A 21488-nucleotide genomic window follows, 5' to 3' on the forward strand; every position below is an offset into this window, starting at 1 on the left:
ATCCTATCGCTGAGCTTCATGTCCCACCCTGTCGGTGCGCAGGAGCCTGCGCGTCCGAAGGAGGCCCCGAGGGACGCCCCAAAGGAGCAGACGCAGCCGGCCAAGCCCAACCCTCCGAGGGCATCCAGCCTCGACGAGCTATTCGAGCGTCTCGGCAAGGCCCAGAGCGAGCGGGAGGCTTCAGGCATCGCGACCCTGATCGAGCGGCGCTTCTCCCGCTCCGGCTCCGACACCGCCGATCTCCTGCTGAGCCGGGCCGCCGAAGCGTTCGGCAAGAAAGACTTTCCGCTCTCCATCGAACTGATCGACCGGGTCTTGGCGCTCCAGCCCAACTGGGCCGAGGCCTGGTACAAGCGCGCCACGGTGTTCTACCAGCTCGACGATCCGGTGGGCGCCATGGCGGACCTTCACCGTGCGCTGAAGATCGAACCCCGGCACTTCAATGCCTGGACGGGCCTGGGCCACATCCTGATGGCCTCGGACGACAAGGCGCGGGCGCTGCAGGCCTACCGGAAGGTGCTTGAGATCAATCCGCAGATGGATGACGTCAAAACGATCGTGACGCGGCTGTCTCCCGAGGTTGACGGGCAGGATCTCTGATCCCAGTTTGCCGGGATGACCCTGGTCCTCGTCCTGGCTGCGCCTTTCCTTCTTCTGATCCTGGGAGCCGCCTTCACCTATCTCTATGCCTGGAGCATCGAGAGGCGCTTCCCGCCGACGGGCCGCTTCATCGAGGTCGAGGGCTGCCGCCTTCACTGCCGGGAGGAGGGGCCCGCGAGCGCCCCGTCCCAAGGCACCATCGTGATCCTCCATGGCGCCTCCTCGAACCTCGTCGAGTCCATGCTTGGGATGGGTACGGCACTCTCGCAGCGCTACCGGGTGATCGCCCTCGACCGTCCTGGCCATGGCTGGAGCGACCGCAAACCCGGCCTCGCCGAGGCCGATCCCGCCCGGCAGGCGGCGCTCATGGCGGAAGCATTGCGGAAGCTGAATGTCCGCAATGCTGTCATCGTAGGGCATTCCTGGTCCGGAACCATCGTGCCGCATTTCGCTCTCGACCACGCCGACCTAGCTGGCGCGATCATTGTGCTCGCAGGCATCACGACCCCTTGGCCCGGCGGCTATATCGGCTGGTACCGCCGCCTGATCGACTCCTGGGCGGGCTGGCTCTGGTTCCGCACATTGGCCGTGCCGATCCTGCTCGTGCTCCGGCCTTGGATGAAGAAAAAGACGTTCTGGCCGCAACGGCCTCCGCAGGGCATCGTAACCAAGGGTTTTATCCCACTGGCCTTCCGGCCGAGAGCCTACGAGGTCAACATGCAGGACTTCGCTGTCATGTATGACGGCGTTCTGAAACAGAGCGGACGCTACAAGGAGATCCGCCTGCCCACGCTGGTGATTGCAGGCGATGCGGACGAGATCGTCTGGACCGATCTTCACAGCCGGTGCTTCGCCCGCGAGGTGCCGGGCGCGGAGCTGATCCTAATGCCCGGCATCGGCCACATGCCGCAATATGCGGATCAGGAAACAGTTCTCTCCGCCATCGTGGCCCTGGCCGAACGAGTTGCTCCCACGGTACATTCAAAAGCCTCCTTAGAGGCTGGCCGATAAAGGATGTAGCGCGGGTTTCCCTCCCCCTTGTGGGGAGGGCCGGGGTGGGGGTGTTGGCGCTGAACTGGACCAGCGTGGCGCCAACACCCCCACCTCCAACTCCTCCCCACAAGGGGGAGGAGGGCTGGTTGAGCCACACTCTCAAGATGGGTCGAGAAAGTTACCCATCGTGTTCTTTAGGCCTGAGCGGCGTGCTCCTGGCTGATGAAGGCGATGCGCACCATGTTGGTGGCGCCTGGCGTGCCGAAGGGCATGCCGGCTACGATGATCACCCGTTCGCCGACATTGGAGAATCCTTCGCGCACCGCGAACTTGCAGGCGCGGAACGCCATGTCGTCGATGTCGTTCGCATCCTTGGTGCGGATCGAATGCACACCCCAGACGAGAGCAAGGCGACGAGCGGTGTCGATGCTGGGGGTCAGCGCAATCACCGTCGAATTCGGCCGCTCGCGCGCGATGCGGAAGGCCGTTGAGCCCGAGAAGGTCCAGGCCGCCACCGTCTTGAGGTTGAGCGTGTCGGCGATCTGGTGGGAGGCCGCCGCGATGGCGTCCGATCCCGTGGCTTCCGGCTCGGCATTGAGCGTGCGCACGATCGACCAATAGTTCTGATCCTGCTCCACCTCCTCGGCAATCCGGTTCATGGTGGCCACCGCGTCGATCGGGTACTCGCCCGAGGCGCTTTCGGCGGAGAGCATCACCGCATCGGCCCCGTCATAGACGGCGGTCGCCACGTCGGAGACCTCGGCGCGGGTGGGCACCGGAGAGGTGATCATCGATTCCAGCATCTGGGTCGCTACCACGACGGGCTTGCCGTAACGGCGTGCCGTGCGGACGATGCGCTTCTGGATGCCAGGCACCTTTTCCAGCGGCATCTCCACGCCGAGGTCGCCGCGGGCAACCATGACCGCGTCCGAAATCTCGATGATCTCTTCGAGGCGGGTGATGGCCTGAGGCTTTTCGAGCTTGGACATGACGAGGGCGCGGCCGCGGGCCACCTTCTTCACCTCCGCCACATCCTCGGGGCGCTGCACGAAGGACAGGGCAATCCAGTCCACGCCGGCATCGAGCGCCGCTTCAAGGTCCGAGCGGTCCTTTTCCGTCATGGCCGCGACCGGGATCGTGGTGTCGGGCAGGCTCACACCCTTGCGGTTGGAGATCTTGCCGGCGACCTCGACCAAGGTGGTCGCGGAGCCCTTCTTCACGCTCTTGACGCGCAGCCGCAGCTTACCGTCGTCGATGAGAATCGTGTGGCCTGGCTCCAGCGAGGAGAGGATCTCCGGATGGGGCAGGTGCACGCGATCGATCGTACCGGGAGTCACGTCGGCATCGAGAGTGAAGGACTGGCCCGGCACCAGCATGGCGCCGTCGCCCTCAAAGGTGCCGACACGCAGCTTGGGGCCCTGCAGGTCCGCCAGGATGGCGATGGGGCGCCCGAACTTGGCCTCGACGGAGCGGATCATCGCAACCCGCTCCTTCAGCTTCTCGCGGGGCAGGTGGCTCATGTTGAGGCGGAACACGTCGGCGCCTGCTTCGAACAGCTTGGCGATCATCTCCGGGTTCTCGGAGACCGGCCCCAAGGTTGCTAGGATCTTCGTACGGCGTGCGCGTCTCATTATGGCTGCCCCCCTGGGCGGTTTGTTTCGGTGAGCTGAATGGTCCAGCTCTTCTGTTCTCCGGTGTCGACTTCGAAGAAGCCGCTGCGGTCAAAGCCTCTCGCGAGGCAATCCTCCGTTCCGCGGATCGTGAACTCACGCTCCCGCGTGCACATGAAGGAGCGCCCGCTCCATTCGCCGCCACGGTCGTAGTCGATGGCGTAGACATAATAGAAGCGTCCGGCGAGTTGACCCTTCAGCAGGGTCTCGCAGCCACGGGCTGTGAGATTCCACCACCCTTCCGTGATCCAACCCTGAGCGTCCCGATAGCCGAGCGCAATGCCGACTCGGCTCGAGGTCATGTTGCACAGGCGCAAGTCCGCCTTCGCCGGAGAAGCGGCCAGCAGGCACCCGCTCAAGACAAAGGTCGCGAGTGCAAGGCTTCGCCGGCAGACAGCAGACGATGTGAGGGTGAAGGCCTTCATGGATATGGTTTGGTCGAATCGAAAGGAATGAAGTCGCACAATGGGTCAAGGACTTTGGCGAATCGTTGTCGGCCAGATGCGCCCCGGGAGCAAGGCCTTCAAGCAGCGTGTCTTTACGAATTTGTGGTCCGCATGGCCTCTGCGACACAGGCGGACGGCTTTAAGGCTGGCGTTGCTCCCCGTTCGGAGGGGGCGTTGCCGCGCTATCAGGCCTGCGTGTCGGGTTTCGGGCGTGCCACCCAGATGCCGAAAAGGATCAGAGCGCCACCCAGGCTCTGGATCAGCGTCAGCGCCTCACCAAGGATAGCCCAGCCGAATACGGCCGCTGCGATTGCTTCCAAGAAAATCACCAGCGATGAGAAGGTCGGCGGCAGCCGCCCGAGCGCGATGGCGAGCAGACCTTGGCCGCCCGCATGGCTGACATAGGACATGGCCAGCAGCGCCGCGATGCCTTGCCCCGTCTGCGGGATCACCCGCGTGTCGAACAGAACCGCGATGACGAGGAGGATGGCGGAGGTAATAAGCCCCGCCTCGAAGGTCACCCGCGCGGCGCCGGCCGTCTTGCGTGCGCGGCTGGCGGCGAGAAAGTACATGCCGAAGAAGAAGGCCGTGGCGACCCCGTAGAGGTCGCCCTCGATCCGGGCCGGATCCGCCTGGAGGCTCTGGCCGATCAGGGCGCCGCCGCCCAGGAGGCAAAGGCCGAGACCGAGGAAGGTGCCCCGCGACACCTGCTGGCGGAGCACGAGCCAGACGACCAGCACGACGAAGAGCGGCGCCATGGTGGCGAAAAAAGTGGCATTGGCCACCGTCGTCTTGAGAATCGCCAGATGCCAGAAGAAGAGATCCCCTGCAAAGACGATGCCGCCCAGGATGCTCGCCTTGGAAAAGCGAACCTTTGGCTGGCCTGCCGGCGCGCGCCTCTCCTCGATGCGCATCCAGGCATAGAGCAGGGGCAGGCAGAGCGAAACGCGCCAGAAGGCGCTGGCGAAAGGCCCCACATCCGCTGGAACTCCGCCCATGTCGGCGGAGGCGAAGCGGACGAAGATCGGGGAAATACCCATGGCCACGGCGCCCAGGCAGAGGGCGGCAAAAGCGGAGGCGAAGCCCGGCTCGAGGCGGGCCGTGGTGGATGTCGGGGACATGTCCGTCTTGAAAGTGTGTTGCGCGGAAGGTCGCGTTGTCAGGGTTGGAGGGGCAGGGTAAGGCTTTTCGTCCGCCGTTCAATCCATCCTTATCTCGAAACCTATCTGTCCATGCCTGCTTCCGCCGCGCTCAAGCTCGACGAGCCTTTTCTTGACCCCCATCCTGTCGAGACCATTCCCGGTTCCGGCGAATCGGGGATCCTGATCCTGTGCGATCATGCCTCCAACGCGGTGCCGCCTGATCTCGGGGACCTCGGCCTGCCGGAATCCGAATTCCACCGCCATATCGCCTACGACATCGGCGCCGCGGCCGTGACCCGCTCGCTCGCCCGACGCCTTGGGGCTCCGGCGATCCTGACCCAGTTCTCCCGGCTGATCATCGACCCCAACCGGGGGAGGGACGACCCGACGCTCGTCATGCGCCTCTCCGACGGTGCGGTGGTGCCGGGCAATGCCAGGGTGGACGATACGGAAGTGCAGCGGCGCATCGCCCGGTTCTACGACCCTTACGACCATGCCATTGCGGACGCGATCCACAGGGCCATGGCGTCCGGCCATCCGCCCGTGGTCGTGACGGTCCACAGCTTCACGCCGGTCTGGCGCGGCTGGCCCCGGCCCTGGCACGTGGGCATCCTCTGGGATGCGGACGACCGCTTCGCCAAGCCGCTCCTGGAGGGGCTGCAGGCCGAGAGTGGACTCGTCGTCGGCGATAACGAGCCTTATGATGGGGCGCTGGCGGGCGACACGATCGACCGCCATGCGACGGTGCGGGGTCTCGCCAATGCGCTCATCGAGATCCGGCAGGACCTGATCGCCTCGAATGAGGGCGCCGAGGAATGGGCGGAGCGATTCGCCCGGCTGATGGAGCCCCTGGCCGTCTGGCCGGAGCTTCGGGCGCCCCGGATCTTCGGCACCCGCACCCGGGACCGCCTGCGCCAGCATGGAGGATCGAGCTCATGAAGGACATCGACGACAGGACCCGCACGGAACTGGAGGCTGCCGCCTTCCGCAGGCTGGTCGAGCATCTGCGCGAGCGTGCGGACGTTCAGAACATCGACCTCATGAACATGGCGGGCTTCTGCCGCAACTGCCTGTCCAACTGGTTGAAAGACGCCGCCGACGAGCGGGGCGTCGCCCTATCCAAGGAGGACAGCCGGACGCATGTCTATGGCATGCCCTACGAGGAGTGGAAGCAGCGCCATCAGGGTGAGGCGAGCGCGTCCCAGCTCACGAATTTTGAGAAAACGAAGCCGGGTCATTAAAACGGCTTCAACCAAATGACCATAACACTGGCACCAACGCCATCAATCAGGGGCTTCATTCATGGATGACGCAGCTTTCAATACCGAATCCGTCGCCGCCGACCAGCTGAAGGCCTTCATCGAGCGCATCGAGCGCCTCGAGGAGGAAAAGGCCGGGATCGCGGGAGACATCAAGGACGTCTACTCCGAGGCCAAGGGCAACGGCTTCGACACCAAGGTGCTCCGCAAGATCATCTCCCTGCGCAAGCGCGACTACGCCGAGCGCCAGGAGGAGGAGGCGATCCTCGAGCTCTACATGCAGGCGCTCGGGATGATAGGCTGAAATCAGCCTTCTCCGAAGTTTGAAAGGCCCTGCAGCGCAAGCTGCGGGGCCTTTGTCATTCTTGGGGCGCATCCGCCAGGCGCAGGGACTGCAGGATATCGACAGTCGCAGCTGGCAGCGGTGTCGAGCGGCGTGTTTCCTTGTCCACCATGACGATGGTCGCCTCAGTCGTCGCCACGAGCTGCCCGTTGCTGAATATACCCTGGGCCAGGGTGAACGAGCTGCGCCCGACCCTCACGACGCCCGTGCCGATGTCGACGTGGCCTGGCCAGAAGAGCTCCGCGCGGAAATCGATCTGCAGCCGGGCGATGACGAAGCTCCGGCCTTCCGAGGCGAGCGGCCTTGCCGGATCGTACATGAAGGCGACCCGCCCGACTTCCGAGAAGGTAGCAAAGACCGCATTGTTCACATGCCCCTGCCGGTCGAGATCCGCATAGCGGATGTCGGTGGAGGTGCGGCTCGGATAGGCCTCCAGCGGGCGCAGGGCGTTCAGGCTGTTCATCGTCCGGTCCTTGTCATGGGGCCATAGAATACGAAACGCCGTGTGGCTCAAGAGAGTGACGCCTTTTCATCCTCGATGATCTGCCATGCAGCCCGCGCCCTCGCTCCGGGCGATCCGGTTCTTTATAAACTCCGGGAGATTCGACGCGGGAGGAATGCATGAAGCGCGCGGCACACGAAGTGACGGAACCTCAGGACGCGGAGGCTCGCCGGAGGATTCCGCCTGTCATCTGCTACCCTGTCGACACTCTTCCGCGCCCCGACCTTGCCGCCTATCAGGCCGCCCGCGACGGCTGGGAGAAGGTGGACGAGGTCGTGGTGCCACCCCGTGAGGCGCGCTGTTTCCATGTGCCGGCGGGCTCGTTCTTTCGCATCGTCAGCATCGAGGGGCCGCAGGTAGGTGACCTCAATCTCTGGTCGGCCGATGACATCAACGAGCGCTTCTTCTCCGGCAAGACGCGGGCGCTGCACGGCACGCATCTCTCAACCGGGGACCAGCTCTGGTCATTCCTGCCTTACCTGCGCCCCATGGCGACGATCACCCACGACACCCTCGACTGGTACGGCTTCGACGCATTCGGCGGCTCCGTGCATGACGTGATCGGCACGCGCTGCGACCCCTACACCCACAAGCTCCTCTCAGGGGCCGAATACCACCATTGCTGCCACTCGAATCTGACCCGCGCCCTCAGCGAGCGCTTAGGCAAGCCGAAGCAGGAGGTGGAGCCTGCCGTGCATGACGTGCTCAACGTCTTCATGTGCACCGGCTTCACCCGCGACACGGGGCAGTATTTCATGAAGGCGAGCCCGGTGCGGCCGGGCGATTATCTCGAGTTTTTCGCCGAGATTGATTTGCTGGGCGCGCTCTCCGCCTGTCCGGGCGGCGATTGCAGCGCGGAGCATTCGAGCGATGCGGCCGTCTGCCATCCGCTGCTGGTGGAGGTCTACAGGCCGAAAGTGCCGCCTGCCGGGTGGACCTCGCCGCCGCGCAGCGGCTACAGCCGCAAGCACGAGGATTGAAACGAAAAGGGCCCCGCCGGGGCCCTTTCTTATTGCACCACTTTCAGCGGCTTGACGGCCGGTCCTGTGAACCGGTTCGTCGCCAGATCGGCCACCGGCTTCTTGGAGAAGCCCATATGCAGGCTCGGCTCCGCCGACATCAGGGCCGTAAGTGCCGTCGCAGGCGGCTGCTTCGCTGCAGCTTCCGGCGCCTTAGGTGAAGCGGCAGGCTGGGGCTTCGTCGGCTTGGTGTCCTTGGGCGTGGAGCCGGTGGTCGCGACCGGGATATCGACAGGAGCCACTGCTGCGACCTGGATGGGACGCTGGTCCGGGCGCGGCGGAGGCAGGGGAGCCGCGGCAGTGACTGCCGCACTCGTCGTGCCGCGCAGGTCGGCCAGAACCGGGATCGGGTTCGTGGCCGAAGGCGATCCGGGCCGGGCTGGCGGGAGCGGCGCATAGGCCAGGGCGACGGTGCCGCCGAGAGCGTCGATGCCTGTGTCATCCGAATCGGGCCGGCGCGGCGGCATCGGCGCGAAGGCCATGCCCTTGGCAATCGACATCTCCGAGGCGCCTGGGCCCTGCTGCCAGCCCAGGGCCGGGCCGGAGGCGGTCTGGACCGTACTCGGCGCTCCGGCGATCCGGGGCGGCGGCGGTGGGGGCGGCGTCAGGTCCTCCCGTAGAGCGGGAGCCATGGAGGCTACGACTGCGGGCGCTGGCGGTTCAGGCCGCGGCTGGATCGCCACCGGTGCCCGGCGCGGCGCTTGTGCCGGATTCTGGTAGGATTGCAGGGCTGCATAGACCGACGAGTTGGAATCGCTTGCATAATTGTCCGGCGGCGATGCCTGCTGGCGAGAGGCGATGTACGCCCGGCCCGGCCGTGACGCGACACGGATCTCCTCCGCATCCTCGTCCTCGTCGTCGCCGCCACCGAACAGGGTGGCCCAGAAGCTCTTGCGGCGCGGCTGGTTGGCGATAGCCTCTTCCGCATCCGCGTAAGCCGAGTAGCCGGCCACCGTGCCGCCCTTGGCCAGCACTTCGGCGCGAGCTTCCTCATAGCCGGGTAGGGGTCTGCCGTCAGCGGGAACGTGCACGGTTCTCCCGTCCGGGAAGATGCCGGCGAGCTGCGACCGGGTCATGCGGGGCCAGGCGCGCACGCTGCCCACGTCGAGATGGATGAACGGTGTGTAGGCGTTGGGATAATAGCCGACGCCACCGTTCTGGAGCCGCATGCCGATGGCCCGGACGCGGGAGGCGGGTACGTCGGGCAGGGAGAAGTCTAGGGCCTTGCCCTGCATGTGCTGGCTGTTCTTGGCCACTCCGCTGGAGCGCCGCCGCAGCATCGAGTTGGTCTGAGGCGAACGGTAGGCCGAGTTCACGTGAACGGGCGCATCGGACCCGACTTCGCGATAGACCTCCCACACCGTATCGAACAGGCGCGGGTCCATGCGGGTCGACTCGGCGCGCCGCCAGTCGCGCAGGAACCAGTTGAGCTGCTGCAGGGCGGCCGAATCGTACTGCCCGTTGCGCCGGAAGGTGACGGTGAGGCTTTCCTTGGTGTTGTTGTGGTAAAAGGTCAATGTGCGGGTGTCGCCATTGGCGACCGCATCCTGCGTGCCGCGCACTGCGCCCACCATAACGGCCAGAAAGGCCGCAAGACCAATGCCGACGCGATGCGTCAAGCGGCCCGTACGCATTACTCTCACTGTGCTACTCGTCTTTACCGGGCGGCATCCGTGGATGCAGCGATCCTTATAGTGAAAGGATCTTTGCCGAAGACGGTTACGTTCCCGTTAAGTGAGTGAGGGAAAGCGGCAGAAAAAGTAGCCAGGAGAAGGGATCATTCGGACAGGTTCAGGGCGGCACGGACCTTGCGGTCGAGGCCATAAATATCCTCGAAGCGCTTCAACTCGCCTTTCTCGTCGACCGAGAGGGTGAAGTAGGTCAGATGCACGGGCAGGGGATCGGTGAGGTGCACGTAGCGCTCGCCCTTGCCGATGAGGCCCCGCAGCTTCTGCTCGGTCCACTTTCCATCCTTGCCCATGATCTCTTCCGCAAGCTCGAAGGGCTTGTCGACTCGGACGCAGCCATGGCTGAAGGCGCGCTTGCTGGCGGAGAACAGATTGCGGTTCGGGGTGTCGTGCAGATAGACCGCATGCTGGTTGGGGAACATGAACTTCACGTAGCCCAGCGCATTGCGCTCGCCCGGCGGCTGCTGCACCGAGATCTGGTTGCCGCGGCGGATGACCTTGTAGCCCTTGCGCGCGGCATAATAAGGATCGTTGGCCAGCGCCGGCAAGATCTCCTTCTTCATGATGGATGGCGGGATCGTCCAAGACGGATTGACCACCAGATACTTCATGTTCTCGGAGAAGATCGGTGTCTGCGACTGCTCCTTGCCGACGATCACGCGGGTCTCATGGACCACATTGCGGCCCTCAGTCAGACGCAGACGATATTCGGGCACGTTTACGGCGATGTGCCGGTCACCCAGATCTGCCGGCAGCCAGCGCCAGCGCTCCATGTTGGCGATGATCTCGGATTCTCGCTGAGCGACTGATGGGCCGGAGAGAGCCGCCACCGTCTGGGCGTTCAGCACGCCCGTATCCGGCAGGCCTTTCTCCTTCTGGAAGGCCGCCACCGCTGAGGCGACGCGCTCGTCGTAGACGGTTTGGTTGTCGGAATCCTTGGCGAGATTGAAGCGGGCGCGGATCAGGGGCACACGCGGATCCTTCATGCCCACGCGCAGGATCGGCCCCTTGGGGAGGCGCACGCTGGGCTGGGAAGGATGGTTTTCACGCAGCTGCGCCAGCCGCTCCCTCAAGGCCCTGTAACCGGCATGCGGCGGGTTGTAGGCCGCGAGCGCTGCGCCGGCGTCTTTCGCCGAGGCAACCTTGCTTAGCACCTCGCCGATGTCGGGAATTGCAAGTTTCGGGGTCGCGAGAGGCGAGAGGCGCGGAAGATCGATGCGTGCGCCTCGGGCATCGCGGGCATAGCGAATCACGGATAGCGAGAGCTTCACATCGACCCTTGCCCATTGCGCAAGGGGTGCATCCTTGCGCAGGCCCGCATCACGAAGGACGTAGTCGGCAGGATCGAGGCCGTCCTCGTCCGCAGCCTTGAGACGCTCCATCGCGGCCTGAGCCGCCGGCGTCCAGGCCCCATCCTGCGCCCATACCAGAGGCCGCTCGGCCTGCGCGTAATAGGCGGCCAGGGCCTCGCGGTCCTTAGTACCCACGCGCAGCTCACGCATGACGGCATCGTCGGCGAACAGGCCTCCCACCGCCATGCGGACGATGTCGGTCTGCATGAGGGCCGTGACGGGAGCTGCATCGGGCAAGGGAATTTCGATGGCAGGAGCAGGCTTCAGGTCCGCGGCCTCTATCGAGACCGGTGCCGGCTCGACAAGCGGGATGGCCTGCGAAGCAACATCCCTCTGTGCAGGAGCATCCTGAATCGCCACATCGTGGAAGGATGGCTGCGCCGGGCTCTCAGTAGCGACCGGGTCGAGACGTTCGACCTGTGGATTGATGGCGATGTCGTTCGCCAAAGCGGAGAGGGGCAGGAGAGAAACCGAGCCGATAAGACCGAGCCAAATGGCTGTCTTGCGCAACTCACGCATGACCATGCTCCTCGTCGCAATGAATGTGGAGGACTTCAGCAATCCTCCATCAAATGAATTTTGTCAGTGTGCGGGCACACGTCTGTTACGCTTAACGCGCAAAACGTCGTGCGGCTTCATCGTCTAGGCCAAGTTCTTTCAATTTTCTGTAAAGAGTTGACCGGGTCGATGCCGAGGCAGCGCGGGATGGCCAGCATATGTCCTTGATAATAAAGGAATGAGAAGCAAACGCCTGCGCCTCCACGGCGTCTGCGTTTCGCCGAAAGCGTTAATGAGTGGTAAACCGTACGTGATGCGATCTGCAGGAGTTGCGCCGGGCAAGAAGGGTAAGCCCCGTCTTGATGCGAGCCGCCTCCGCTCTTCCTGACCCTCCGGCACGGGTTGATCCCTATGGGCCGGCGGCCAATATGTATGCAGTATCTCCGACCTCGATTTCCGGACAGGCCCTCGCCCGTGACCTCTCAGAACGCTTTCCCCGTGCATCTCCCCTTGTCCTCCGGCGCGGCACAGACCGAACTGGGCATGCTGCCCGAATGGAACCTGTCCCACCTCTATCCCGGCATGGACAGCGAGGAGTTCAAGCGCGATCTCGCCAAGGTCGAAGCCGAGTGCAAGGCCTTCGCCATGGCCCATCGCGGCAAGCTCGATGCCATGGCCCGGGGCGAGCGCGCGTCCGAGACGCTGAGCGAAGTCGTCAAGCGCTACGAGGCCCTGGAGGACCTCCTCGGCCGCATCATGTCCTATGCAGGTTTGGTCTATTCGGGCGACACCACCGACCCGGTGCGGGCCAAGTTCTACGGCGACACGCAGGAGCGCCTCACCGCAGCCTCCACCGAGCTGCTCTTCTTCGCGCTCGAGCTTAACCGTATCGAGGACGCGGTGCTCGATCACGCCATGGCCGAAGAGCCGCTTAAGTATTATAGGTCCTGGATCGAGGACCTGCGCAAGGACAAACCCTTCCAGCTCGACGACCGGATCGAGCAGCTCTTCCACGAGAAGTCCATCACTGGGCGCTCCGCCTGGAACCGCCTGTTCGACGAGACCATGGCTTCCTTGCGTTTCCATGTGCGCGGCGAGGAGCTTCCCATCGAGCCGACGCTGAACAAGCTGCAGGACTCGGACGAGAGCGTGCGCAAGGACGCCTCGGACGCGCTCGCCAAGACCTTCAAGGCCAATCTGCGCACCTTCACGCTCATCACCAACACGCTCGCCAAAGACAAGGAGATCTCCGACCGCTGGCGCGGCTTCGAGGACGTGGCCGATTCCCGCCATCTGGCGAACCGGGTCGAGCGTGAAGTGGTGGAGGCCATGGTGTCCGCCGTGCAAGAGGCCTATCCGCGCCTGTCGCACCGTTATTATGCGCTGAAGGCCCGGTGGTTCGGCAAGGACAAGCTCGACCATTGGGACCGCAATGCGCCCCTGCCGAAGGTCGAGCAGCGCACGATTTCCTGGAACGAGGCGAGGGATACGGTGCTCTCCGCCTATTCCGCCTTCTCGCCCCGCATGGCCGACATCGCCCGCCGCTTCTTCGACGAGGGCTGGATCGACGCCCCCACCCGCCCCGGCAAGGCGCCCGGTGCCTTCGCTCATCCGACCGTGCCTTCGGCCCATCCCTACGTGCTCCTGAACTACCAGGGCAAGCCGCGGGACGTGATGACGCTGGCCCACGAGTTGGGCCACGGGGTGCATCAGGTCATGGCCGGGCCCAACGGCGCCCTCATGGCGCCCACGCCCCTGACGCTCGCCGAGACGGCATCCGTGTTCGGCGAGATGCTCACCTTCCGCCGCCTGCTCGACCAGACCACCGATTCGGTCCAACGCAAGGCGATGCTGGCGGCCAAAGTCGAGGACATGATCAACACGGTGGTGCGCCAGATCGCGTTCTACGCCTTCGAGCGCAAGGTCCATCTGGAGCGCCGCAACGGCGAGCTGACGGCGGACAAGCTCTGCGAACTCTGGATGTCGGTGCAGGACGAGAGCTTGGGCCCGGCGATCCGCCTCGGCCCCGGCTACGAGAGCTTCTGGACCTACATCCCCCACTTCATCCACTCGCCGTTCTACGTCTATGCCTATGCCTTCGGCGATTGCCTGGTGAACTCGCTCTACGGCGTCTATGAGCGCTCCAACGAGGGCTTCGTGGACCGCTACTTCGCGCTGCTCTCGGCGGGCGGCACCAAGCATTACTCGGAGCTTCTCGCGCCCTTCGGCCTCGATGCCAGCGATCCGTCCTTCTGGCAGATCGGCCTGTCCATGATCGAGCGGCTGATCGGCGAGCTCGAGGCGATGGAAGAGACTGCTGCCTAGGGCCATCCTGCTTGGCCGAGCGCCATTGTGCTGGCACTATGAGGCTGAACTTTCTCGCCTGAACGCCACCGGCTTCCGCGCTCGCGTCGGGATGCCTGTTCGGGAGCCGGGCCATGCCGGTCGACACGCATTACGCCAGGAGCGGCGATCTTCGAATCGCCTATCAGGTCATCGGCCAGGGGCCGCTCGATCTGGTCTTCGTGCCGGGCTTCATCTCGAACCTGGATCTCTACTGGGACGAGCCCAACATGGCGCTTTTCCTGTCCCGGCTGAGTGCGTTCAGCCGCCTGATCCTGTTCGACAAGCGGGGAACCGGCCTCTCGGACCGCCTCGGAAACCTGCCATCCCTTGAGGAGCGCATGGACGACGTGCGTGCCGTGATGGATGCGGTCGGCAGTAGGAAGGCAGCTCTCTTCGGGATTTCGGAGGGAGGCGCCATGAGCATGCTCTTCGCCGCGACCTATCCGGAGCGGACCCAGGCGCTGATTCTCTATGGCACCTATGCCGATTTTCACACCTGGGTTCTGCCGCGCGACCGTTTCGAAACGTTTCTGGACAAGATCGACCGATCCTGGGGGCAGGGCGAGAGCCTTGCCGCCTTCGCCCCGACGAAGGTTGCGGACGAACGCTTCCGGCAATGGTGGGCGCGCTTCGAGCGGCTGAGCGCCAGCCCGTCTTCGGTCATTGCGCTCATGCGCATGAACAGCCAGATCGACGTGCGCCACATTCTGCCGACGATCCGCGTCCCGACTCTCGTCCTGCATCGGGCAGGCGATACGCGGGTCAACGTTGAGGGCGGCCGCTATCTCGCGTCTAATATTCCCGGCGCCAAATATGTCGAATTTTCCGGCATCGACCACCTCTTGTGGGCCAATGATGCAAGCCCGGTGGCCGATGAGATCGAGGAATTCCTCACCGGCACCCATGCGGAGAGCGAGCCCGATCGTGTGCTGGCCACAGTCCTGTTCACGGACATCGTCGATTCGACCAGCAAGGCGGAGAAGATGGGGGATCGTGCCTGGCGCGCGCTCCTCGACCAGCATGACCGGATCGTGCGCGGCGAAATCGGCCATTTCAAAGGTCAGGAGATCAAGACGCTCGGCGATGGGTTCCTGGCAACCTTCGACGGCCCCGCGCGGGCAGTACGATGCGCAAGCGCCATCATCGAGGCCCTCCGCGTCCTGGGGCTGCAGGTCCGTTGCGGGGTTCATACGGGCGAGATCGAAATGAAAGGCGGCGATATCGGCGGCATCGCGGTCCATATCGCGTCCCGTATCGCCGCGCTGGCCGATGGCCGCGAAGTCCTGGTGTCGCGTACGGTGCGCGATCTCGTTGCCGGCTCCAACCTCCATCTGGAGGATCGGGGTGCCTTTCCTCTCAAGGGGTTGAGCGAGCCCATGCCGCTGTTTTCGGCCGCCGGCAGCCAGAGGGCTTGAAGCCGCAGTGGCCTAGCGATTGCTGCTGCACGACATATCTTAAGCTCTCCAGTTCAAAGCAAGAGATCTCACGATATGGCCGAGTCCGACCGCGAAGCGAACCGCTTCTCCGCGCGCGCTGCCCGCTATGCCCGGGTCGGCGCCAATATGGGCGGGGTGGCGGCCCGCATGGCGGGGTCGCGCCTGTTCGGGGGCGATGATCGCGATGCCTCCAACGCGGCGGTGCTGGCGCAAGCGCTTGGCGGCCTGAAGGGCCCGATCATGAAGGTGGCGCAACTGCTCGCCACCATCCCCGACCTCATCCCGCCGGAATACGCCGCCGAGTTGCAGAAGCTGCAGAGTGAGGCGCCGCCCATGGGGGCGGCCTTCGTCAAGCGGCGCATGCAGGCGGAGTTGGGCCCGCAATGGCAGAGCCGGTTCGGCTCCTTCGAGCTCACCCCCTCGGCCGCAGCCTCCCTCGGCCAGGTGCACCGGGCCACCACGAAGGACGGCGAGGCGCTCGCCTGCAAGCTCCAGTATCCGGACATGCAATCCGCCGTGGAGGCGGATCTGAGTCAGCTCGAATGGGTTTTCGCCGTCCATCGCCGCATGGATCCGGCCATCGACACGCGGGAGATCGCCAAGGAGATCGGCGAGCGGGTGCGCGAGGAGCTCGATTACGAGCGCGAGGCCAAACACGCGGCGCTCTATGCCGAGACCCTGTCCGACGTGGAGCAGGTCCGGGTGCCGCGGGTCCATCCGGAGCTGTCCACCAAGCGGCTCCTGTCGCTCCAATGGCTCGAGGGCGAGAAGATTCTCACCTTCACCGAGGCTCCTGTCGAGATCCGCAACCGGCTGGCGGTCGCCATGTTCAAGGCGTGGTGGCACCCGTTCAGCCATGCGGCGGTGATCCATGGCGATCCTCACTTGGGCAATTACACGGTCTTCTCCGAAGGCGGGGAGGCGAGGGGGATCAACCTCCTCGATTACGGCTGCGTCCGCATCTTCCACCCGCGTTTCGTCGGCGGCGTGGTCGATCTCTACCGCGGCCTGCAGACCGACGACCGCGCCCGCATCGTCCATGCCTACGAGACCTGGGGCTTCAAGAGGCTGTCGAACGAATTGATCGACATCCTCAATATCTGGGCCCGCTTCATCTACGCCCCGCTCCTCGACGACCGGATCCGCACCGTGGCAGATGGAGTCAAGCCGGGCGAATACGGCCGCCGGCAGGCCTTCGAGGTGCACAAGGCGCTCAAGGAAAAGGGGCCTGTCACCGTCCCGCGTGAGTTCGTCTTCATGGACCGGGCCGCCGTCGGCTTAGGGGCCGTCTTCCTGCACTTGAAGGCTGAGCTCAATTATCACCACCTGTTCGAAAACGAGATCGATCGGTTTTCCTTGGAGAAGCTTGAGCAGAGGCAAGCAGAAGTCCTGGCAGCTTCCGGTTTACCAAAACCCATGTAATGAGGTTGCATCTTTCGTGATCTAGCCCTAGAGGCTACCGGTACGTTAGGGGCAGCCTATGAAGATCGCTTTCGTTCACCAGAACTTTCCGGGTCAGTTCCTGCGTCTGGCCGGGTCCTTCGCCGCCGAGGGGCATGAGGTCGTGGGCCTGGGGATGGTCAAGAAATGCTCCATCCCGGGCGTGAAGTACTTCTCCTACGATGCCGTGCCGGGGCCGGAGGACGCGCCTTTCCAGAACCGCTACTCTCCCGTGGTTCCGCGTCTGCGCCGGGCCTATGGCGTCGCCCACAGGGCTAAGGAGCTTGCCGCGCAGGGCTTCGAACCGGACGTGGTGGTGGTCAACACGGGCTGGGGCGAAAACCTGTTCCTCAAGGACATCTGGCCGAAGGCCAAGCACGTGGCCTATTTTGAATATTACTACCACGCCAAGGGGCAGGATCTCGATTTCGATCCCGAGTTCCCGGTCACCAACGAGGAGGTGATCTGGCGCCTGCGCCTCAAGAACTCCATGCAGCTCGGCGCTCTCGATGCCGCCGATCTCGCGGTGGCGCCCACCCGCTACCAGCGCGACACCTTCCCGGACTACCTGCGCGACCGGCTCGCCATCATCCATGACGGCATCGACACCAAGCGGCTCGTCCCCGACCGGAATGTCCGCATCAGGCTCGGCCAGGACGGGCCTCCGCTCACCCGCAACACGCCCGTGGTGACTTACGTGACCCGCAACATCGAGCCGATGCGGGGTGCCCACATCGTCTTCAAGAGCCTGCCCTACCTGCTCGATATCGACCCCGAACTCCGGGTGGTGATCATCGGCGGCAAGGGCACCAGCTATTCCGGTTCCGCACCGGGCGGGCAGTCCTGGTTCGATGTCTTCAAAGCCAAGATCGAGCGGCCGGTGGACTGGTCACGGGTTCATTTCGTCGGCAATCTGCCCTACGATCAGTTCGTGAAGGTGCTGCAGGTCTCCTCGGCCCATGTCTACATGACCTATCCCTTCGTCCTGTCCTGGTCGTCCATCGAGTCCATGGCGCTCGAATGCCGGATCGTGGCCTCCGACACGGAGCCGGTGCGCGAGATCATCCAGGACGGGGTCAACGGCCGTCTCTTCCCCTTCTTCGACGAGAAGGCCCTGGCCGAGCGGGTTCGTGAGACCTTGGTCGACAAGGAGAAGTCCGCCGTCATGGCCGCGGAGGCCCGCCGAATCGCCGTTGCGAAATACGATTACGAGACGGTGTGCCTGCCTCAGTGGCGTGATTTCCTGGGGATCGGATAATTCCACGAAACATTGATAAAGTTTTCGCCAGGAGCCATTGGAAAGATTGCGGCTCCTCACCGCATGCGTTAAACGCAGCAATTAACACGTGACGCTCAAACAGGGCTTTGAATCATGGCCGATACAAAACATGCGCCGCATGGGGGCTACAGTCCGTATATGGACGCCCGCGCTCATGAGGCGACCTACAACGGATTCATTCAGTTCGCTGAAATCAGCACCGCCGTCGTGATCTGCTTCATGCTGGCATTGGCTGTCGGCGGCATCAAGCACGCTTGGCTGACGTCCATTTTCGGCGTCGTGCTCTCTCTGGCTGCGGGCGGGCTTGGAGCCATGGCGCCCTCCATCGGGGTACGGGCACCGGCCGCCGTCGGCGTTCTTCTCCTCCTGGCGCTCGTCTTCTACTGAGCTGCGGGAGTTTCTACTGACACGAGACAAGAGCTTGATTTCAAGCCATTGACCAGATCGCAGGGGGGCTAAAATGCGGATCGCCGTTCTCTCCGAAACCGATGGAGCGGAGACCCGTGTTTCCGCCACCCCCGAGACGGTCAAGAAATACAAAACCCTCGGGGCGGACGTTGTCGTTCAGGCCGGAGCCGGCACCAGTGCCGGCGTCCCCGATGCCGATTTTGAGGCCGCCGGCGCCTTGATCGCCAAGACGGCGAAAGATGCTCTCAAGGATGCCGACGTCATCCTGAAGGTCCGCCGCCCGGCCGAGGGCGAATTGTCCGGCGCCAAACCCGGTGCGCTCGTCATCGCCATCATGGACCCCTATGGCCAGGACGCTGCCCTCAAGTCTCTGGCCGACGCCAAGGTCGCGGCCTTCTCCATGGAGCTGATGCCCCGCATCACCCGCGCCCAGGTGATGGACGTGCTGTCCTCCCAGGCCAATCTCGCCGGCTACCGGGCCGTGATCGACGCCACCGCCGAATATGGCCGCGCCATCCCGATGATGATGACCGCCGCCGGCACCGTGCCGGCAGCCCGCATCTTCGTCATGGGTGCAGGTGTCGCCGGCCTCCAGGCCGTCGCGACCGCCCGGCGCCTCGGCGCAGTGGTCACCGCCACGGACGTGCGCCCCGCCGCCAAGGAGCAGGTGGAGAGCCTGGGCGCCAAGTTCATCGCGGTCGAGGACGAGGAGTTCAAGCAGGCCGAAACCTCTGGCGGCTACGCCAAGGAAATGTCGGCCGAGTACCGGGCCAAGCAGGCCGAACTCGTTGCCTCCCACATCGCCAAGCAGGACATCGTCATCACCACGGCGTTGATCCCAGGGCGCCCGGCGCCGAAGCTCGTCACCCGCGCCATGGTCGAATCCATGAAGCCCGGCTCGGTGATCGTCGATCTGGCGGTGGAGCGCGGCGGCAACTGCGAAGTCGCAGAACCCGGCCAGGTGGTGGAGCATAACGGCGTGAAGATCGTGGGCCACCTCAACGTGCCCGGCCGGCTCGCCGCCACGGCCTCCAGCCTCTATGCGAAGAACCTCTATGCCTTCGTCGAGACGCTGGTGAACAAGGACACCAAGGAGTTGGACGTGAAATGGGACGACGAGCTGGTCAAGGCTACCTGCCTGACCCGCGACGGCGCCATCGTTCACACCGCCTTCCAGCCGACCGCTTAAACCGTCCAGGGGAGGACATCATGGCACTCACGCCCGAACAGGCTGTCGAGCAGGCCCGAGCGGCGGCGGATGCCGCCCGCCGTGCTGCCGAAGCCGCCCAGAGCATCGCCGACCAGCTGGCTGATACGGCTGGACACGCCGCCGCTGCCGTCACCCAAGGGGCGGTGGACCCGACGGTGTTTCGCCTCGCCATCTTCGTGCTGGCGATCTTCGTCGGCTACTACGTGGTCTGGCAGGTAACTCCGGCCCTGCACACGCCGCTGATGTCGGTCACCAACGCCATCTCGTCCGTGATCGTAGTCGGTGCCGTCCTGGCGGTGGGCGTCAACGTGGCGCCCAGCCTCGGCGAAGGCCCGATCTGGGCCAGGGCACTCGGCTTCATCGGGCTGGTCCTCGCCTCGATCAACATCTTCGGCGGCTTCCTGGTGACCCAGCGCATGCTCGCCATGTACCGCAAGAAGGGATGAGGCGATGTCGGCCAATCTAGCCTCGATCCTCTACCTCGTCTCGGGCGTCCTGTTCATCCTGGCCCTGCGGGGCCTGTCACACCCCACCACCTCTCGGCAGGGCAACCTCTACGGCATGGTGGGCATGGGGATCGCCATCCTCACTACCCTGTTCGTGTCGCCCCCGAGCGGCTTCGGCGGCTGGGCGCTCGTCATTCTCGGTCTCGCCATCGGCGGCGGCATCGGCGCGGTGATCGCCCGGCGCGTGCCCATGACGGCGATGCCCCAGCTGGTTGCCGCCTTCCACTCCCTGGTGGGCCTCGCGGCGGTGTTGGTGGCGGCAGGCGCGCTTTATGCGCCGCAGGCCTTCGGCATCGGCGCGGTCGGCACCATCCATGGCGGCTCGCTCTTCGAAATGGCTCTGGGCGTGGCCATCGGGGCCATCACCTTTACCGGCTCCGTGATCGCGTTCCTGAAGCTTGACGGGCGCATGTCCGGCAAGCCGATCATGCTGCCGAGCCGCCACCTCATCAATATCGGCTTGGCGCTCCTGCTGCTGGTGCTGCTCGTGGCCTTCATCCGCACCGAGAGCCACGCGGCTTTCTGGCTGATCGTGCTGGTCTCCTTCGTGCTCGGCGTCACGCTCATCATCCCCATCGGCGGCGCCGATATGCCGGTGGTGGTGTCGATGCTCAACTCCTATTCGGGCTGGGCGGCAGCCGGCATCGGCTTCACCCTGGGCAACCTCGCGCTGATCATCACCGGCGCGCTGGTGGGCTCCTCGGGCGCGATCCTGTCCTACATCATGTGCAAGGGCATGAACCGCTCCTTCATCTCGGTGATCCTCGGCGGCTTCGGCGGCGAGACCGCGGGAGCTGCGGCCGGCGCGGTCGAGACCCGGCCCGTGAAGCAGGGCTCGGCGGACGATGCAGCCTTCATCATGAAGAACGCCTCCAAGGTCATCATCGTGCCGGGCTACGGCATGGCGGTGGCCCAGGCCCAGCACGCTCTGCGCGAGATGGCGGACGAACTGAAAGCCGAAGGCGTGGAAGTGAAGTACGCCATCCACCCGGTGGCGGGCCGCATGCCCGGCCACATGAACGTGCTGCTCGCGGAAGCCAACGTGCCCTACGACGAGGTGTTCGAGCTCGAGGACATCAACGGCGAGTTCGCTCAGGCCGATGTGGCTTTCGTCATCGGCGCCAACGACGTGACGAACCCGGCCGCCAAGACCGACCCGGCCTCACCGATCTTCGGCATGCCGATCCTCGACGTGGAGCGGGCCAAGACCGTGCTCTTCATCAAGCGCGGCATGGGCTCCGGCTATGCCGGCGTGGAGAACGAGCTGTTCTTCCGCGACAACACCATGATGCTCTTCGGCGATGCGAAAAAGGTGGTCGACCAGATCCTGAAGAATCTCTGATCGGATGAT

At 64.5% G+C, this 21488-nt stretch carries 20 protein-coding genes; 14 read left to right on the forward strand and 6 right to left on the reverse strand.

What is annotated here, in order from left to right:
* Nucleotides 1-18 precede the first annotated feature (18 nt).
* Together VB618_RS14970 and VB618_RS14975 are read left to right on the forward strand one after the other, a co-directional pair.
* Complete coding sequence (locus VB618_RS14970; RefSeq protein WP_329797509.1) at nt 19-600, forward strand: tetratricopeptide repeat protein; 582 nt, start codon at nt 19-21, stop codon at nt 598-600.
* Nucleotides 601-615: 15 nt separating this feature from the next.
* Nucleotides 616-1611, forward strand: coding sequence for an alpha/beta fold hydrolase (locus VB618_RS14975; RefSeq protein ID WP_329797510.1), 996 nt, complete (start codon nt 616-618; stop codon nt 1609-1611).
* Between the two features lie 176 nt (nt 1612-1787).
* Here the strand turns inward: VB618_RS14975 and pyk are convergent, their stop codons facing one another.
* The 3 genes from pyk to VB618_RS14990 all read right to left on the reverse strand — a co-directional run bounded on the left by pyk (nt 1788) and on the right by VB618_RS14990 (nt 4830).
* Entirely contained in the window at nt 1788-3224 is a 1437-nt protein-coding gene (gene pyk / locus VB618_RS14980; protein WP_329797511.1) for a pyruvate kinase, read from the reverse strand.
* A complete protein-coding gene (locus tag VB618_RS14985; protein WP_329797512.1) occupies nt 3224-3688 on the reverse strand; it encodes a DUF1036 domain-containing protein in 465 nt (154 codons plus the stop codon). Before VB618_RS14985 ends, pyk begins: the two co-directional genes overlap by 1 nt.
* Nucleotides 3689-3894: 206 nt before the next feature.
* Nucleotides 3895-4830 (reverse strand): DMT family transporter, encoded by a 936-nt coding sequence (locus VB618_RS14990; protein ID WP_329797513.1) that lies wholly within the window; start codon nt 4828-4830, stop codon nt 3895-3897.
* A 111-nt stretch (nt 4831-4941) separates the two neighbouring features.
* Here VB618_RS14990 and VB618_RS14995 point away from each other — a divergent pair, with 111 nt between their 5' ends.
* The 3 genes from VB618_RS14995 to VB618_RS15005 all read left to right on the forward strand — a co-directional run bounded on the left by VB618_RS14995 (nt 4942) and on the right by VB618_RS15005 (nt 6414).
* Entirely contained in the window at nt 4942-5790 is an 849-nt protein-coding gene (locus VB618_RS14995; RefSeq protein WP_329797514.1) for an N-formylglutamate amidohydrolase, read from the forward strand.
* Complete coding sequence (locus tag VB618_RS15000) at nt 5787-6092, forward strand: DUF1244 domain-containing protein (protein WP_329797515.1); 306 nt, start codon at nt 5787-5789, stop codon at nt 6090-6092. The genes VB618_RS14995 and VB618_RS15000 overlap by 4 nt, the downstream gene beginning before the upstream one ends.
* A gap of 61 nt (nt 6093-6153) precedes the next feature.
* Nucleotides 6154-6414 (forward strand): DUF2312 domain-containing protein, encoded by a 261-nt coding sequence (locus tag VB618_RS15005; RefSeq protein WP_329797516.1) that lies wholly within the window; start codon nt 6154-6156, stop codon nt 6412-6414.
* A 55-nt stretch (nt 6415-6469) separates the two neighbouring features.
* On the opposite strand, the gene VB618_RS15010 is transcribed toward VB618_RS15005, so the two are convergent.
* Complete coding sequence (locus VB618_RS15010; RefSeq protein ID WP_329797517.1) at nt 6470-6916, reverse strand: acyl-CoA thioesterase; 447 nt, start codon at nt 6914-6916, stop codon at nt 6470-6472.
* A gap of 158 nt (nt 6917-7074) precedes the next feature.
* On the opposite strand from VB618_RS15010, the gene VB618_RS15015 reads away from it, so the two are divergent.
* Nucleotides 7075-7935 (forward strand): urea carboxylase-associated family protein, encoded by an 861-nt coding sequence (locus tag VB618_RS15015; RefSeq protein WP_329797518.1) that lies wholly within the window; start codon nt 7075-7077, stop codon nt 7933-7935.
* Between the two features lie 29 nt (nt 7936-7964).
* Here VB618_RS15015 and VB618_RS15020 read toward each other — a convergent pair whose 3' ends face one another.
* Nucleotides 7965-9608 (reverse strand): DUF882 domain-containing protein, encoded by a 1644-nt coding sequence (locus VB618_RS15020; RefSeq protein WP_329797519.1) that lies wholly within the window; start codon nt 9606-9608, stop codon nt 7965-7967.
* 143 nt (nt 9609-9751) lie between these two features.
* A complete protein-coding gene (locus VB618_RS15025; protein WP_329797520.1) occupies nt 9752-11533 on the reverse strand; it encodes a L,D-transpeptidase family protein in 1782 nt (593 codons plus the stop codon).
* A gap of 522 nt (nt 11534-12055) precedes the next feature.
* Here VB618_RS15025 and VB618_RS15030 point away from each other — a divergent pair.
* From VB618_RS15030 to VB618_RS15065, 8 genes are all read left to right on the forward strand, one after another.
* Complete coding sequence (locus VB618_RS15030; protein ID WP_329797660.1) at nt 12056-13837, forward strand: M3 family oligoendopeptidase; 1782 nt, start codon at nt 12056-12058, stop codon at nt 13835-13837.
* 113 nt (nt 13838-13950) lie between these two features.
* A complete protein-coding gene (locus VB618_RS15035) occupies nt 13951-15273 on the forward strand; it encodes an adenylate/guanylate cyclase domain-containing protein (RefSeq protein WP_329797521.1) in 1323 nt (440 codons plus the stop codon).
* A 75-nt stretch (nt 15274-15348) separates the two neighbouring features.
* Nucleotides 15349-16716: an ABC1 kinase family protein gene (locus VB618_RS15040; RefSeq protein ID WP_329797522.1), complete on the forward strand. Its 1368-nt coding sequence runs from the start codon at nt 15349-15351 to the stop codon at nt 16714-16716.
* 58 nt (nt 16717-16774) lie between these two features.
* Entirely contained in the window at nt 16775-17992 is a 1218-nt protein-coding gene (locus VB618_RS15045) for a glycosyltransferase (RefSeq protein WP_329797523.1), read from the forward strand.
* A 114-nt stretch (nt 17993-18106) separates the two neighbouring features.
* Nucleotides 18107-18400: an aa3-type cytochrome c oxidase subunit IV gene (locus VB618_RS15050; RefSeq protein WP_329797524.1), complete on the forward strand. Its 294-nt coding sequence runs from the start codon at nt 18107-18109 to the stop codon at nt 18398-18400.
* A gap of 73 nt (nt 18401-18473) precedes the next feature.
* On the forward strand, nt 18474-19610 hold the full coding sequence (locus VB618_RS15055; protein ID WP_329797525.1) for a Re/Si-specific NAD(P)(+) transhydrogenase subunit alpha: 1137 nt from the start codon (nt 18474-18476) through the stop codon (nt 19608-19610).
* 20 nt (nt 19611-19630) lie between these two features.
* Nucleotides 19631-20077: a proton-translocating transhydrogenase family protein gene (locus VB618_RS15060; RefSeq protein WP_329797526.1), complete on the forward strand. Its 447-nt coding sequence runs from the start codon at nt 19631-19633 to the stop codon at nt 20075-20077.
* A 4-nt stretch (nt 20078-20081) separates the two neighbouring features.
* Nucleotides 20082-21479 (forward strand): NAD(P)(+) transhydrogenase (Re/Si-specific) subunit beta, encoded by a 1398-nt coding sequence (locus VB618_RS15065; protein WP_329797527.1) that lies wholly within the window; start codon nt 20082-20084, stop codon nt 21477-21479.
* Nucleotides 21480-21488: the final 9 nt, after the last annotated feature.

Source organism: Microvirga sp. CF3062 (genome assembly GCF_036314045.1).
In the GTDB taxonomy this organism is placed as follows: domain Bacteria; phylum Pseudomonadota; class Alphaproteobacteria; order Rhizobiales; family Beijerinckiaceae; genus Microvirga.

What these genes read in the sequence shown, in the direction of transcription:
- VB618_RS14970 (WP_329797509.1), top strand. Translation starts at nt 19, where the DNA reads ATGTCCCACCCTGTCGGTGCGCAGGAGCCTGCGCGTCCGAAGGAGGCC.
- VB618_RS14975 (WP_329797510.1), top strand. Translation starts at nt 616, where the DNA reads ATGACCCTGGTCCTCGTCCTGGCTGCGCCTTTCCTTCTTCTGATCCTG.
- pyk (WP_329797511.1), bottom strand. Translation starts at nt 3,224, where the DNA reads ATGAGACGCGCACGCCGTACGAAGATCCTAGCAACCTTGGGGCCGGTC.
- VB618_RS14985 (WP_329797512.1), bottom strand. Translation starts at nt 3,688, where the DNA reads ATGAAGGCCTTCACCCTCACATCGTCTGCTGTCTGCCGGCGAAGCCTT.
- VB618_RS14990 (WP_329797513.1), bottom strand. Translation starts at nt 4,830, where the DNA reads ATGTCCCCGACATCCACCACGGCCCGCCTCGAGCCGGGCTTCGCCTCC.
- VB618_RS14995 (WP_329797514.1), top strand. Translation starts at nt 4,942, where the DNA reads ATGCCTGCTTCCGCCGCGCTCAAGCTCGACGAGCCTTTTCTTGACCCC.
- VB618_RS15000 (WP_329797515.1), top strand. Translation starts at nt 5,787, where the DNA reads ATGAAGGACATCGACGACAGGACCCGCACGGAACTGGAGGCTGCCGCC.
- VB618_RS15005 (WP_329797516.1), top strand. Translation starts at nt 6,154, where the DNA reads ATGGATGACGCAGCTTTCAATACCGAATCCGTCGCCGCCGACCAGCTG.
- VB618_RS15010 (WP_329797517.1), bottom strand. Translation starts at nt 6,916, where the DNA reads ATGAACAGCCTGAACGCCCTGCGCCCGCTGGAGGCCTATCCGAGCCGC.
- VB618_RS15015 (WP_329797518.1), top strand. Translation starts at nt 7,075, where the DNA reads ATGAAGCGCGCGGCACACGAAGTGACGGAACCTCAGGACGCGGAGGCT.
- VB618_RS15020 (WP_329797519.1), bottom strand. Translation starts at nt 9,608, where the DNA reads ATGCGTACGGGCCGCTTGACGCATCGCGTCGGCATTGGTCTTGCGGCC.
- VB618_RS15025 (WP_329797520.1), bottom strand. Translation starts at nt 11,533, where the DNA reads ATGCGTGAGTTGCGCAAGACAGCCATTTGGCTCGGTCTTATCGGCTCG.
- VB618_RS15030 (WP_329797660.1), top strand. Translation starts at nt 12,056, where the DNA reads ATGCTGCCCGAATGGAACCTGTCCCACCTCTATCCCGGCATGGACAGC.
- VB618_RS15035 (WP_329797521.1), top strand. Translation starts at nt 13,951, where the DNA reads ATGCCGGTCGACACGCATTACGCCAGGAGCGGCGATCTTCGAATCGCC.
- VB618_RS15040 (WP_329797522.1), top strand. Translation starts at nt 15,349, where the DNA reads ATGGCCGAGTCCGACCGCGAAGCGAACCGCTTCTCCGCGCGCGCTGCC.
- VB618_RS15045 (WP_329797523.1), top strand. Translation starts at nt 16,775, where the DNA reads ATGAAGATCGCTTTCGTTCACCAGAACTTTCCGGGTCAGTTCCTGCGT.
- VB618_RS15050 (WP_329797524.1), top strand. Translation starts at nt 18,107, where the DNA reads ATGGCCGATACAAAACATGCGCCGCATGGGGGCTACAGTCCGTATATG.
- VB618_RS15055 (WP_329797525.1), top strand. Translation starts at nt 18,474, where the DNA reads ATGCGGATCGCCGTTCTCTCCGAAACCGATGGAGCGGAGACCCGTGTT.
- VB618_RS15060 (WP_329797526.1), top strand. Translation starts at nt 19,631, where the DNA reads ATGGCACTCACGCCCGAACAGGCTGTCGAGCAGGCCCGAGCGGCGGCG.
- VB618_RS15065 (WP_329797527.1), top strand. Translation starts at nt 20,082, where the DNA reads ATGTCGGCCAATCTAGCCTCGATCCTCTACCTCGTCTCGGGCGTCCTG.